The organism is Flavobacterium sp. ASV13 (assembly GCF_000745775.1).
Lineage (GTDB): Bacteria > Bacteroidota > Bacteroidia > Flavobacteriales > Flavobacteriaceae > Flavobacterium.
Map to the genome: position 1 here is coordinate 438,199 of NZ_JQJY01000002.1, position 13,854 is coordinate 452,052.

Below are 13,854 nucleotides of genomic sequence, written 5' to 3' on the forward strand. Positions count from 1 at the left end.
ATAGCTATCGGGAACGTGAAATGAATTCGTGCAATCGATACAGAATTTTTAAACATACAGATTAAAATAAATTCGTGAATTCGTGGCTAACTTTTTTTCTTTTAAATTTGAATAACTAAAAAACCAAACGATGAAAATTATAAAATGGGGAATCATTGGCTGCGGTAATGTAACCGAAGTAAAAAGCGGCCCCGCTTTTCAGAAGGCTTCAAATTCAGCTTTAATTGCTGTCATGCGTAGAGATGCTGCGCTTGCCGAAGATTACGCTAAACGCCATAATGTTCCTAAATGGTATTCAAATGCTGAAGATTTAATCAATGATCCGGAAGTTGATGCGGTTTACATTGCTACACCTCCATCTTCTCATAAAGAATACACGATTTTGTGTGCCAAAGCAGGAAAACCGGTTTATGTCGAGAAACCTATGGCATTGACTTTCGAAGAATGTAATGAAATGATTTCTGCGTGCAAAGAGCATAATGTTCCTTTATTTGTTGCTTATTATAGAAGAGCTTTACCACGTTTTTTAAAAATAAAAGAAATAATTGACCAAGGAAAATTAGGAAACATTAGACACGTAAATTGCGTTTTATATCATCCTTTTGAAGAACGTTATGATGATGAAATCAACCTTCCGTGGACTGTTTTACCTCATATTTCAGGAGGCGGAATTTTCGTCGATTTAGCCTGTCATACTTTGGATTTTCTGGATTTTGTTTTAGGTCCGATAAAATCTGTTCGCGGACATGCGACTTCACAATTATTGGCTTATCCAGCCGAAGATTCAGTTTCAATGTCGTTTTTATTCGAAAACGGGATTCACGGATCTGGAATATGGAATTTTGCGAGTTTTGAGCGTTATGATAATACCGAAATTGTCGGAGATAAAGGAAAAATCTCGTTTTCGACTTTTGGAAATGACCCGATTCATATTCAATATACAAATGGAGAAAAAGAAAGTATTTTGATTGAAAATCCGCTTCATATTCAGCAGCCATTTATTGAAACTGTGATTGCTGAACTTTTAGGAGAAGAAAATGCCTCACCATCAAAAGGAATTTCCGGAGCTAGAACAACCTGGGTTATTGATGAAGTTTTGAAGGAATTTAGGAATTCTTCCAAATAGTTATTGCTAATAAATACCGAAACTATCATAAAGATGAGCAAATAAAAAGAGGATATTCTTTCGAATATCCTCTTTTATAAACTATAAAAACTTTGGAAAATTATAGGCTGTATTTAAGACCAAAAGTAAATCCTAAACCAGAAATTCCAACATAAGAGCTAATATCATCAGTTGCTTTTGTATTGTCAAAACTTGCTGCATTAGTTACTTTACTATTTGAAGTAGTATTAATTTGTTCTACATATTTAGTATGGCTTGCAGAATATGATGCATCTGGACGGAAACTTGTAGGAGTATTTAATTTATCTACACCATTTTCAGTATATATTTCTGTTTCTTTTGTTTTTCCGTGCACTGTAAAGTTACGGTATTCTACTTCAGCAAAAAGAGAGATATGTGTACCTAATTTATAAGATGTACCTAATGCTGCTGTAAAACCAACAGTTGGGTTTGGTTTAATAACATCTTTTGAATAAGTTTCTGTTGTTCCTGCTGGATTTGTATACGTTCTAGTAGTTTCGATATCCAATGTTCCATGAACAGGAACGATAACTCCAACTTTAGTATAAGGTTCAAAACCATGAGTTTGTCCTAAAAACAAAACGATCGCAGGCGCAATATCATAAGCTTCAAGTTTTCCTACTGCTTTACCATTTACAAAAGTTGGTCCCGCAGCTACTAATCTGTGAGTTGTTTCAACCATCGTTTTATCTGCACTGTTAAAATAATTAAATCCTAACTCGACACCTAAACGTGGTGTAAAACGATATCCAGCCGTTAAACCTGTACGGAATCCTTGTCCGAAAGAACCATGATTAGTTTCTCTAGAAATTAAAGTTGTACCATCTGCACCATAAACATCTGTATTAGGCAATGCCCCAGATACAGTTGGGAATTCAGCAGCAGCAGTCTGGATAAAATAAGATCCACCTAATTTAAAATACCAGCTTTCTGGTTTGTCTGCTTTTTCTGTCTGCGCCATTGTAGCCATAGAGCAAACTAATAATCCTAATAAAAATAGGTTCTTTTTCATAATTCTGATTTAATTAATTTATACAAACTTAGAATATTTTAACATATTCTTTTGGTCTGCATTGTTAGACTTGGAACGAAATCGTTGTAATTTCGGGCAATATTACTAAAAAAGTAGTATGCGTGCATATTTTTAACATTAAAATTTTACATTCTATTAAATTTTAACTGTTAATTTTTAGTTCAGTTTAAAATTGATTTGCATTTTCTCCAATTCCTGTAATAACTCAGCAGAAATTTTGATTTTTAATCGTCGGCTTGGCATGCTTAATTTAGTCACAACTTTGACTTCTTCGACCTCTTTTACTTCCTGCATTTTAGCTTCTCCTGCGCTTATTTCATTATCATCATTGTCATCTTCAAAAACAGCATTTTCGTCATCTTCGAATTCACTTGTCGTTTCAACTTCAACGAGACGTTTTATGTTTTCAATTTCCATAATCTCAAAACTCACCGTATTATCGCCTTTATTTTCATTAAATAAATGACTTAATTTATGAATGAATTCTGATTGGAGATCTTTAATATTCAATAATACAATCAGTTTTTTAGCAAAAGCTTCCAAAATATCCTGCAATTGACGAATCTCAACAAACTGCATTCTCGGATCTGATTTTTTTCCTGTATCATGATTTACCCAACCATCTTTTATCAAAATTTTGAGGTACGCAAAATTATTCTGAATCAAGAAATGGCGGAACTTTAAATATTCTTCTCCAAAAATCTTAAACTCATAACTTTCGTCATATCCTTCTAAATTAAATACCGCCCAGCCTTTTCCGTTTTTAGCAACTCTATGTTGTACGTTATTGATTATGCCGGCAAAATTTAGATTTTTACCCACATATTCGTTCATACTTTTCAAGGCTTCTAAACGAGCATTGCAGAAGTATTTCATCTCAAACCTAAAATCGTCCAATGGATGTCCGGAAATATAAATTCCGACAACTTCTTTTTCTTTTGCTAGTTTTTCCATTGTACTCCAATCTTCACATGCAGGAATAATTGGCTCTGCAATTTGTACTTCGCTGGTTTCTCCAAACAAACTTACTTGTGATGAATTTTCATTTTCCTGAAACTTTGATCCATACCGAATTGCTTTTTCATAAAATGTAATTCCGTCACCATCATCATGAAAATATTGTGCTCGGGTTGTTCCTTCAAAAGAGTCGAAACCACCAGCAAGTACTAAATTTTCAATCGCTTTTTTATTGGCTGCACGCAAATCAATTCGCTGCGCCAAATCAAAAATCGATTTATATCTTCCGTCTTTTCTGTTTTCTACAATTGTCTCTACAGCTCCGGAACCAACTCCTTTAATTGCTCCCATTCCGAAACGAACGGCATAATCATCGTTTACCGTAAATTTATAGTATGATTCGTTTACATCTGGACCCAAAACTTGCAATCCCATACGTTTACATTCTTCCATGAAAAACGAAACCTGTTTGATATCGTTCATGTTATTCGAAAGTACCGCTGCCATATATTCGGCAGGATAATGCGCTTTCAAATAAGCCGTTTGATAGGCAATCCAAGCATAGCAAGTCGAGTGCGATTTGTTGAAGGCGTAACTCGCAAAAGCTTCCCAGTCTTTCCAGATTTTCTCTAGAACTTTGGCATCATGACCTTTTGCCGCCGCTTGTTCAACGAACTTCGGCTTCATTTTATCTAGTACGTCTTTTTGTTTCTTACCCATCGCTTTACGCAAGACGTCGGCCTCACCCTTTGTAAATCCTGCCAAAGACTGAGACAAAAGCATTACCTGCTCTTGGTAAACGGTAATTCCATAGGTTTCAGATAAATACTCCGCACAGGCATCTAAATCGTATTTGATTTCCTCGTCACCGTTTTTTCTTCGAACGAAAGACGGAATATACTCCAAAGGTCCCGGACGATAAAGTGCATTCATAGCAATTAAATCTCCAAAAACCGTTGGCTTCAGGTCTTTCATGTATTTCTGCATCCCAGGCGACTCGTATTGGAAGATTCCAACGGTTTCACCTCTTTGGAAAAGCGCATACGTTTCTTCGTCATCAATCGGGAAAGTATCGGGATCCAGATCAATTCCTGTTCTGTATTTTACCAGTTTTACGGTATCTTTTATCAGCGTAAGGGTCTTTAGACCCAAGAAGTCCATTTTCAGCAATCCGGCACTTTCTGCAACCGAGTTGTCGAACTGTGTTACATATAAATCGGAATCTTTTGCTGTCGTTACGGGAACATAATTCGTAATGTCTGAAGGCGTAATAATTACACCGCAGGCGTGAATTCCCGTGTTACGCATCGATCCTTCCAGAATTTTTGCTTGCTGAATGGTTTCTCCTGCCAAGTCATCTTCATTGGCAATCGCGATTAATTCTTTTACATTATCAAATTCGTCCGAACGAAGGGCTTTTTTGACTTCCTCTTCGCTCTCCGAAATAAAACGCGCCAAATTCCATTTTGACGGCATCATACCCGGAATCAATTTCGCAATTCTATCAGCTTCAAATAATGGTAAATCCAGTACACGCGCCGTATCACGAATCGCCGATTTGGTAGCCATTTTACCATACGTGATAATCTGTGCCACCTGTTTTTGACCGTATTTATTGATTACATAATCCATTACACGTCCACGACCCTCGTCATCAAAGTCGATATCAATATCGGGCATCGATACACGATCCGGATTTAGGAAACGCTCAAAAAGTAAGTCGTATTTAATGGGGTCAATATTCGTAATTCCAAGGCAATACGCAACGGCTGAACCTGCTGCAGATCCACGGCCTGGACCTACGGATACATCCATTTTTCTAGCCTCAGCAATGAAATCCTGTACAATCAAAAAGTAACCTGGATATCCTGAATTTGAAATCGTCAATAACTCAAAATCCAAACGTTCCTGAATAGATTCAGTTATTTCGCCGTATCTTCTTTTAGCACCTTCCATAGTAAGATGGCGCAGGTATTTATTTTCACCACGAACACCTCCGTCAGCTTCATCCTCAGCAACTATAAATTCTTCCGGAATATCAAATTTCGGAAGCAATACATCACGATAAAGCGAATATCCTTCTACCTTATCAATAACTTCCTGAATATTGATAATGGCTTCTGGTAAATCGGCAAAGAGTTTTTTCATCTCTGCTTCCGACTTGAAATAATATTCCTGATTTGGAAGTCCGTAGCGGTAACCACGTCCACGTCCAATAGGTGTTGCCTGCTTTTCACCGTCTTTTACACAAAGTAAAATATCGTGTGCATTGGCATCTTCTTTATTTAAATAATAGGTATTGTTAGTCGCAATTAATTTGACATTGTGTTTTTGCGAAAATTCAATCAGGGTTTTGTTTACACGATTTTCATCTTCCTGATTGTGGCGCATTACTTCTAAATAGAAATCTTCGCCAAATTGTTCTTTCCACCAAATCAAAGCGTCTTCGGCTTGGTTTTCACCAATATTCAGGATTTTACTCGGAATCTCTCCGTATAAATTTCCAGACAAAACCATAATATCGCCTTTGTATTTTTCGACTATATTTTTGTCAATTCTCGGTACATAATAAAATCCTTCGGTGTAGGCAATCGAGGCCATTTTAGCCAAATTGTGATAACCGGCTTTATTTTTAGCCATCAAAACAACCTGATAACCGTTGTCTTTTTTGCTTTTATCTAAATGATTTTCGCAGATATTAAACTCACAGCCAACGATTGGTTTTACCTCCGTTTCAGTTGGTTCTTCGCCTGCTTCAACTAAAGCTTTGTTTTTTCCAGATGCCGCTTTATTGTGGTTCATAACGGCGCTCACAAAATGGAAAGCTCCCATCATATTTCCAGTATCGGTCATGGCAACGGCAGGCATTCCGTTTTTGGCTGCAGCTGCCACAATATTTCCAATTCCGATAGTCGATTGAAGTACTGAAAACTGTGTGTGATTGTGTAAATGTGCAAATTTTGCCGCTTTAAAATCAGCTTTATCTTCTTCAGAAACAACTGTCTCTTTGCCTTCTCCAGCTAAAGCTTTAAGTTGTTCTCTGATTTTATCAGAAGCTGCTTTTAAATTAATATGCTTTAAGCCAATAAGCTTAAATGGCTCAAAATTTCTTTCCTGAAACTCTTTGAAATACTCTTTTGGAACATCCAGTTCTTCTTTGGTAAAAACCTCTCTTCTAACCAATTCCAAAAAACAACGCGTAGTTGCCTCAACATCGGCAGTTGCGTTGTGCGCTTCCGCGAATGGCTGGTCGAAAAGATAACTGTGTAATTCCGTAAGCGTTGGAAGTTTGAATTTTCCTCCACGACCTCCAGGAAGCTGTAATAACGAAGCAGTAACTTCAGTACAAGTATCTAAAACAGGCATTGAACTCATTTGAGACTCTACGCCCATTCTATGGAATTCGGCTCCCATAATATTCACGTCGAAACCTAAATTCTGACCTACAATGAATTTCGTTTTGCTTAAAGCTATATTGAATTTCTCTAAAACTTCGGCCAAAGTGATTCCATCGGCTTCAGCCAATTCAGTTGAAATTCCGTGAATGCGCTCGGCATCATACGGAATATTAAATCCTTCTGGTTTTACCAAATAATCCTGATGCTCAATAAGCTGTCCCATTTCGTCATGAAGCTGCCACGCAATCTGTATACAGCGAGGCCAGTTATCAGAATCGGTTATCGGGGCATCCCAGCGTTTTGGTAATCCGGTTGTTTCGGTATCGAATATTAAATACATAGAGTTGTAAAAAAGTCAAATTTTAAAGCTCCAAATTCCAAATCTTACACATTGCAAAACATTGACAACATGAAACATAACAAAATGTGAAATGAAAAATCGGAGGAATTCAAATTTACGCTTTTTTTTAAGTGAATGAAAAACGAAGTTATCAACAAAAACAGAATTAACATCTCGGCATTCTAAATGCAAAAACAGCCGAATTTGATTCTTTTTTTCTTAAAAAACTCCGATTATTCATTTTGGATACTCATTAGACCAAAATGAACACTTTTAAGCTGCAGTGTATCCTGAACTTTGCTTCATCAAATTATAACAATTAAAAAATAATAATCATGAAAACAATTTTTATCACAGGCGCATCATCAGGTTTAGGAAAAGCAACAGCAAAATTATTTCAAGCAAAAGGATGGAATGTAATTGCAACAATGAGAACTCCGAAAAAAGAAACTGAACTTTCTCAATTAAAAAACGTAACACTTTTACCTTTAGATGTTACCAATTATGACCAAATTCAAAGTACGGTTCAAAAAGCGATTGCATTAAGCGATATTGATGTCGTTTTTAATAATGCTGGTTATGGATTAATTGGTCCTTTGGAAAGCTTTTCAGATGATCAGATTACAAAACAGTTAAACACTAATTTATTGGGAACTATCCGTGTTACAAATGCTTTTATTCCTTATTTCAGAGAAAAAAGAAACGGATTATTTATCTCAACAACTTCTATCGGCGGATTGATTTCTTTTCCTTTAGGATCTGTTTATCATGCTACAAAATGGGGATTAGAAGGCTGGAGCGAAAGTATGGCATTTGAATTAAATCAATTTGGAATAAACATTAAAACGGTTTCTCCGGGCGGAATTAAAACAGAATTTCTTCACGGTTCCCTTGACACCGGAGTCAAACCAGAATACGAAGCAATGGCAAATAAAATGTTTGAAAATGTAGATGTTATGTTTGAAATGGCATCAACACCAGAACAAATTGCCGATGTTGTTTACGAAGCTGCAACAGATGGAAAAACCAAACTAAGATATGTGGCCGGAGAAGATGCAAAAGCGCTTTATCAACAAAGACTGGAACAAGGCGACGAAGTTTTTCGTGCGGCATTTGGCAAACAGTTTTTAGGAGCATAATGAGTTAGATTTCTACCGTTTAGTTTTTAAAAACCTGAACGGTAGAAATCTTTTAATTTCATACTTTTATATCATGGAAAACAAGAAAAACAATCCTGCAAAAATTTCGTCTATATCGCAATTTCATGATCTGCTTAGACTGCCAAAACCACTTCATCCAATGGTTAGTTTGGTAGATAATACGCAATTGGTCGTAAATGAAGATTTAGCCAACTATGCTTTTTTGCTTGATTTTTATAAAGTATCCTACAAGTTTTCTACCAATGGAAAAATGGGTTATGGGCAAGGTTATTATGATTTTAATGAAGGCGGATTGATGTTTTCTTCTCCAAATCAGTTAATCTTTACTGAAAACGAAGAAGGTGCCGAATATGGTGGTTACACACTTCTATTTCATCCAGACTTTATTCGAAATTATCCTTTAGGGAAAAACATCAAAAAGTATGGTTTCTTTTCGTACGATACCAATGAAGCGCTACACCTTTCTGACAGCGAAAAAACCACTATTTTAGGATTATTGAATAGTATCGAAAACGAACTTCATACGGCGATTGACGAAATGAGCCAAGATGTAATTGTTTCTTATATAGATGTTTTGCTTAATTACAGTAATCGTTTCTACAAACGTCAATTTATTACCCGAAAAACAATCAGCAACGACTTATTATTAAAAGTTGAAAATACTTTAAATGATTATTTCAATAACGCCGAAACGTTAAAAAGAGGTTTGCCTTCTGTTGATTTTCTTGCTTCACAAATTAATGTTTCCAGTCATTATTTAAGCGATATGCTTCGTAATTTAACGGGACAAAATGCACAGCAGCATATTCATTCCAAACTAATTGAAAAATCAAAAGATTTCCTAATGACTACCAATCTTTCTGTTGCAGAAATTGCCTATCAATTGGGTTTTGAATATCCTCAGTCGTTCAGTAAATTATTTAAAAAGAAAACGAGTCTTACTCCATTGGAATTTAAAAATTCATTCAATTAATCTTCCAAACTATTATCTTCAAAAAATCAGTTTTTGCCTCAAAAAAAGATAAAATTTCATAAAAATACACTTCTTGGATGTCGTAGTATTTAGATAGTTTATTGAATCTAAATAACGTCCAAAAAACTCCTTTAAAAGCTTTAAAAAACTTAAAAAGCGCACTTTCTGCAAAGAAATCAAAACTGATAATTATTACTATTTTTATTCAATTTGTTAGATTTTTTCAATTAAATTCTTATATTTTATAGTGATTTTGAGATAAATTTGCAAACTATTAAAACAAAAAACAATCAAAGAAAATTAAAGCCGAAAAAGAAAAACAAAGTCATTTTCTAAATCATTTTTCTGCCAAAATTTAACTTGCAAAAGCTTGTTGGCAATTTGTAATTCAGTTTGGGTATCGTATATAATGAAATATCGAAATTGACGCTTTTGTATCTTTTTTTACTTTTGTTTTGCTATTATAATGAACAGGAAATTGCTGTGGTTATAGAAATTACAATTAAAAAAAATAAAAAATGAGTAAGACATTATTTGACAAAGTATGGGATTCACATGTAGTGCGTAAAATTGAAGATGGACCAGATGTGTTTTTTATTGACCGCCATTTCATTCATGAAGTTACGAGTCCTGTTGCTTTTTTAGGATTAAAATCAAGAGGCGTTAACGTTTTATACCCACAACGTACTTTTGCTACTGCCGACCACAATACACCAACCATAAACCAACATTTACCAGTTCAGGATCCACTTTCTGCTAATCAGTTACAAGCTCTTGAAGACAATGCAAACGAATACGGAATTTCACACTGGGGATTAGGTCACCAAAAAAATGGAATTGTACACGTAGTTGGTCCTGAAAACGGAATTACTTTGCCAGGTGCTACTATTGTATGTGGAGATTCACATACGTCTACTCACGGTGCTTTTGGAGCTATTGCTTTTGGTATCGGAACATCTGAGGTTGAAATGGTGCTTTCTACACAATGTATTATGCAGCCTAAACCAAAGAAAATGCGTATTAACGTAAACGGTCAATTAAGCAAAGGTGTTGGTCCAAAAGACGTTGCACTTTATATTATTGCTCAGTTGACTACTTCTGGAGGAACAGGATATTTTGTTGAATACGCTGGTGATGTTTTCGAAAACATGACTATGGAAGGCCGTATGACAGTTTGTAATTTAAGTATCGAAATGGGTGCTCGTGGAGGAATGATTGCTCCTGACCAAACTACTTTCGATTTCCTTGAAGGAAGACTTTACGCTCCAAAAGGAGAAGCTTGGACAAAAGCTGTTGAATACTGGAAAACCTTAAAAACAGATGCTGATGCTGTGTTTGATGCTGAATTAAACATCAAAGCGGAAGATATCGAACCAATGATTACTTACGGTACAAACCCAGGAATGGGAATTGGTATTACAAAACATATCCCAAGTGCAAACCAAGTTGAAGGCGGTGAGGAAACTTACAAAAAATCTTTAGCTTACATGGGCTTCCACGAAGATGATGTAATGATCGGAAAACAAATCGATTATGTTTTCTTAGGAAGTTGTACAAACGGACGTATTGAAGATTTTAGAGCTTTCGCTGAAATTGTAAAAGGAAGAAAAAAAGCAGATAATGTTACGGCTTGGTTAGTTCCGGGTTCTCACGTTGTTGAAGCACAGATTAAAGAAGAAGGGATTTTAGATATTCTAACTGAAGCTGGTTTTGTATTACGTCAGCCTGGTTGTTCTGCTTGTTTAGCAATGAACGACGATAAAGTTCCTGCTGGAAAATATGCAGTAAGTACTTCAAACAGAAACTTTGAAGGTCGTCAAGGTCCTGGTTCAAGAACGCTTCTAGCAAGTCCAATTATGGCTGCTGCTGCCGCTGTTACAGGAAAACTAACAGACCCAAGAGAATTATTTTAATTCTCTCTTTGAGCTAAAAATTCAATACAAAAACAATGCTGTAGAAAAGCCTAAAGCTTATTGCCTACAGCCTAAAGCAAAAAAAAATGGCATACGATAAATTTACTATACTTACCAGCAGTGCAGTGCCACTGCCAATTGAAAACGTTGATACAGATCAAATTATCCCAGCTCGTTTCCTGAAAGCTACAAAACGTGAAGGTTTTGGAGACAACCTTTTCAGAGACTGGAGATATAATGGAGACGATACTCCAAAAGCTGATTTCGTTTTAAACGATGCTACTTACTCTGGACAAATCTTAGTTGGAGGAAAAAACTTCGGTTCTGGATCTTCAAGAGAACACGCTGCGTGGGCAGTTTACGATTACGGATTTAGAGCTGTAGTTTCTAGTTTCTTTGCTGATATTTTCAAAGGAAACTGTTTGAATATTGGTGTTTTGCCAGTACAAATCAGCCCTGAATTTGCTGAAACTATTTTCAAAGCAATCGAAGCTGATCCAAAAACAGAATTAGAAATCAATCTTCCAAACCAAACAATTACTTTATTGTCAACTGGACAGCAAGAATCTTTTGCTATCAACGGATACAAAAAGAACAATATGATCAATGGTTTTGACGACATTGATTATTTACAAGATATGAAGGAAGATATTAAAGCTTTTGCTGATAAACTTCCTTACTAAACACAACCAACTCTAACGCAGTTACGCAAGTTTCAACCTTATAGTTGGACTTCGTAACTGCTTTTAATTTAATTCTGATAAAAATCTCTAAGATGAATGACAACAGCATTGTTTTACCAAAATTTTATTCGGAAATCAAAAGTGATTCTGAGAAAATTGCGTTTTCAATGCCGTCCGATTTACAGACAGGAAGCTTTCTTAGAACATTATCAGCAACAAAAAAAGACGGTCATTTTCTTGAATTAGGAACCGGAACCGGATTATCACTTACATGGATGAGTGAAGGAATGAGTGAAAATTCGAATTTAATTTCGATTGACAATTCTTCAGAATATCAAAACATTGCAAAAAAGTATTTTCAAAAACCAAACATTTCATTGGTTTGTGAAGATGCAGAAAAATGGATTTTAAATTACAAAGGCAAAAAATTCGATTTAATTTTTGCCGATGCCTGGCCTGGCAAATATGCTGTTTTAGAAGAAACATTACAACTATTAAATCCAGGCGGAATTTATTTAATTGATGATATGTTGCCACAAAAAAACTGGCCGGCAAATCATGATAAAAATGTTGAAAAACTTGTTTAGGAATTAGAAAACAGAAAAGACATTCAGTTGACAAAAATGTGCTGGTCAACAGGTTTAATTCTGATAACAAAAATATAAGACATTAAGATTACACATGCTTATTATAAAAAGCAAACAATATAATAATGGAAAAAAGAAAAATTGAAATAATGGATACGACGCTCCGTGATGGTGAACAAACCTCAGGAGTATCTTTTTCTGCTGCAGAAAAACTAACCATTGCGCAATTATTGTTGGAGGAATTAAATATTGATAGAATCGAAATTGCTTCTGCACGCGTAAGCGAAGGAGAATTTCAGGCCGTAAAAGGCATTACTTCTTGGGCCGAAGAAAGAGGCTACATTAACCGAATTGAAGTTTTATCTTTTGTTGATGGAGGAGTTTCAATCGACTGGATGAAAAAAGCTGGTGCAAAAGTTCAAAATTTGTTGACTAAAGGTTCAATGAATCACTTAACGCATCAATTAAAAAAAACTCCTGAACAGCATTTTTCTGAAATCGCTCAAATAATCGCTTTAGCAAAAGAAAACAATATTGAAACCAATGTTTACTTAGAAGATTGGAGTAACGGAATGCGAAATTCTCCTGAATATGTGTTTCAATTTCTAGATTTCTTGTCAACGCAGCCAATCAAAAGAATTTTACTTCCAGATACTTTAGGCGTTTTGATTCCGTCATTGGCTTTTGAATTTATTTCTAAAATCAGAGCAAAATATCCAAACATTCATTTTGATTTCCACGCACATAACGATTACGATTTAAGTGTTGCTAATGTTATGGAAGCTATAAAAGCCGGTATCAACGGACTTCACGTGACGGTAAACGGAATGGGAGAACGAGCAGGAAATGCACCACTTGAAAGTACTGTTGCCGTTATAAATGATTATTTGCCAGAAGTTAGCATCAATATAAAAGAAACTTCTTTATATACAGTTAGTAAATTAGTAGAGACTTTTACCGGATATAGAATTCCAGCCAATAAACCAATTGTCGGCGATAATGTTTTTACACAAACCGCCGGAATTCATGCTGACGGAGATAACAAAAACAACTTATATTTTAATGATTTACTTCCGGAACGTTTTGGAAGAAAAAGAAAATATGCCCTTGGAAAAACTTCGGGAAAAGCCAATATCGAAAAAAATCTTCAGGAATTAGGTTTAAAATTAAACAACGAAGACTTGAAATTGGTTACCCAAAGAATTATTGAATTGGGCGACAAAAAAGAAACCGTTACAAAGGAAGACCTTCCATACATTATTTCTGATGTTTTGGACAGCCATACTTACGAAGAAAAAATAAAAATTGAGTCCTATATATTAGTACACTCAAAAGGAATGCGTCCGTCTACGACTTTGTGTTTAAAATTTGGAGATGAAATCATCGAAGAAAATGCACAAGGAGATGGTCAATTTGATGCTTTTATGAATGCCTTAACCAAGATTTACAAAAGCAAAAAGCTTACACTTCCAAAATTAATTGATTACGCAGTTAGAATCCCGCCAGGAAGTAGTTCTGATGCGTTGTGCGAAACCATCATTACATGGGTCAACAACGGAAAAGAATTCAAAACCCGCGGATTAGACTCAGATCAAACCGTTGCAGCGATTATCGCAACGCAAAAAATGTTGAATGTAATAGCCTAAGGTTCTAAGATGCTAAG

General features: G+C 35.5%; 9 protein-coding genes. 7 read left to right on the top strand and 2 right to left on the bottom strand.

Translation table 11 applies throughout. The annotated features are described in order from the left end of the window. The first annotated feature begins 130 nt into the window (after positions 1-130). A complete protein-coding gene (locus GQ47_RS05685; protein ID WP_035646068.1) occupies positions 131-1,126 on the top strand; it encodes a Gfo/Idh/MocA family protein in 996 nt (331 codons plus the stop codon). A 100-nt stretch (positions 1,127-1,226) separates the two neighbouring features. Here GQ47_RS05685 and GQ47_RS05690 read toward each other — a convergent pair whose 3' ends face one another. Further along, complete coding sequence (locus GQ47_RS05690) at positions 1,227-2,159, bottom strand: outer membrane beta-barrel protein (protein ID WP_035646071.1); 933 nt, start codon at positions 2,157-2,159, stop codon at positions 1,227-1,229. 177 nt (positions 2,160-2,336) lie between these two features. Then, a complete protein-coding gene (dnaE, locus tag GQ47_RS05695; RefSeq protein WP_035646074.1) occupies positions 2,337-6,875 on the bottom strand; it encodes a DNA polymerase III subunit alpha in 4,539 nt (1,512 codons plus the stop codon). 335 nt (positions 6,876-7,210) lie between these two features. On the opposite strand from dnaE, the gene GQ47_RS05700 reads away from it, so the two are divergent. The 6 genes from GQ47_RS05700 (at position 7,211) to GQ47_RS05725 (ending at position 13,837) form a co-directional block, all read left to right on the top strand. Beyond that, the gene (locus GQ47_RS05700; RefSeq protein WP_035646076.1) at positions 7,211-8,014 is read left to right on the top strand and encodes an SDR family oxidoreductase; all 804 of its coding nucleotides are present in this window, start codon (positions 7,211-7,213) and stop codon (positions 8,012-8,014) included. 73 nt (positions 8,015-8,087) lie between these two features. Continuing rightward, positions 8,088-9,008 carry a helix-turn-helix domain-containing protein gene (locus GQ47_RS05705; RefSeq protein WP_035646078.1) on the top strand — a complete coding sequence of 307 codons (921 nt, stop codon included), beginning with the start codon at positions 8,088-8,090 and terminating at the stop codon, positions 9,006-9,008. A gap of 518 nt (positions 9,009-9,526) precedes the next feature. Then, on the top strand, positions 9,527-10,921 hold the full coding sequence (gene leuC, locus GQ47_RS05710; protein ID WP_035646080.1) for a 3-isopropylmalate dehydratase large subunit: 1,395 nt from the start codon (positions 9,527-9,529) through the stop codon (positions 10,919-10,921). Positions 10,922-11,007: 86 nt separating this feature from the next. Further along, positions 11,008-11,604: a 3-isopropylmalate dehydratase small subunit gene (leuD, locus tag GQ47_RS05715; RefSeq protein WP_035646083.1), complete on the top strand. Its 597-nt coding sequence runs from the start codon at positions 11,008-11,010 to the stop codon at positions 11,602-11,604. A gap of 92 nt (positions 11,605-11,696) precedes the next feature. After that, positions 11,697-12,191, top strand: a complete 495-nt coding sequence (locus GQ47_RS05720) for an O-methyltransferase (RefSeq protein WP_238567950.1) — start codon at positions 11,697-11,699, stop codon at positions 12,189-12,191. Positions 12,192-12,316: 125 nt separating this feature from the next. Further along, positions 12,317-13,837: an alpha-isopropylmalate synthase regulatory domain-containing protein gene (locus GQ47_RS05725; RefSeq protein WP_035646085.1), complete on the top strand. Its 1,521-nt coding sequence runs from the start codon at positions 12,317-12,319 to the stop codon at positions 13,835-13,837. The last annotated feature ends 17 nt before the right edge of the window (positions 13,838-13,854 follow it).

Coding starts and splice junctions, on each gene's coding strand:
- GQ47_RS05685 (WP_035646068.1), top strand. CDS start 131: ATGAAAATTATAAAATGGGGAATCATTGGCTGCGGTAATGTAACCGAA.
- GQ47_RS05690 (WP_035646071.1), bottom strand. CDS start 2,159: ATGAAAAAGAACCTATTTTTATTAGGATTATTAGTTTGCTCTATGGCT.
- dnaE (WP_035646074.1), bottom strand. CDS start 6,875: ATGTATTTAATATTCGATACCGAAACAACCGGATTACCAAAACGCTGG.
- GQ47_RS05700 (WP_035646076.1), top strand. CDS start 7,211: ATGAAAACAATTTTTATCACAGGCGCATCATCAGGTTTAGGAAAAGCA.
- GQ47_RS05705 (WP_035646078.1), top strand. CDS start 8,088: ATGGAAAACAAGAAAAACAATCCTGCAAAAATTTCGTCTATATCGCAA.
- leuC (WP_035646080.1), top strand. CDS start 9,527: ATGAGTAAGACATTATTTGACAAAGTATGGGATTCACATGTAGTGCGT.
- leuD (WP_035646083.1), top strand. CDS start 11,008: ATGGCATACGATAAATTTACTATACTTACCAGCAGTGCAGTGCCACTG.
- GQ47_RS05720 (WP_238567950.1), top strand. CDS start 11,697: ATGAATGACAACAGCATTGTTTTACCAAAATTTTATTCGGAAATCAAA.
- GQ47_RS05725 (WP_035646085.1), top strand. CDS start 12,317: ATGGAAAAAAGAAAAATTGAAATAATGGATACGACGCTCCGTGATGGT.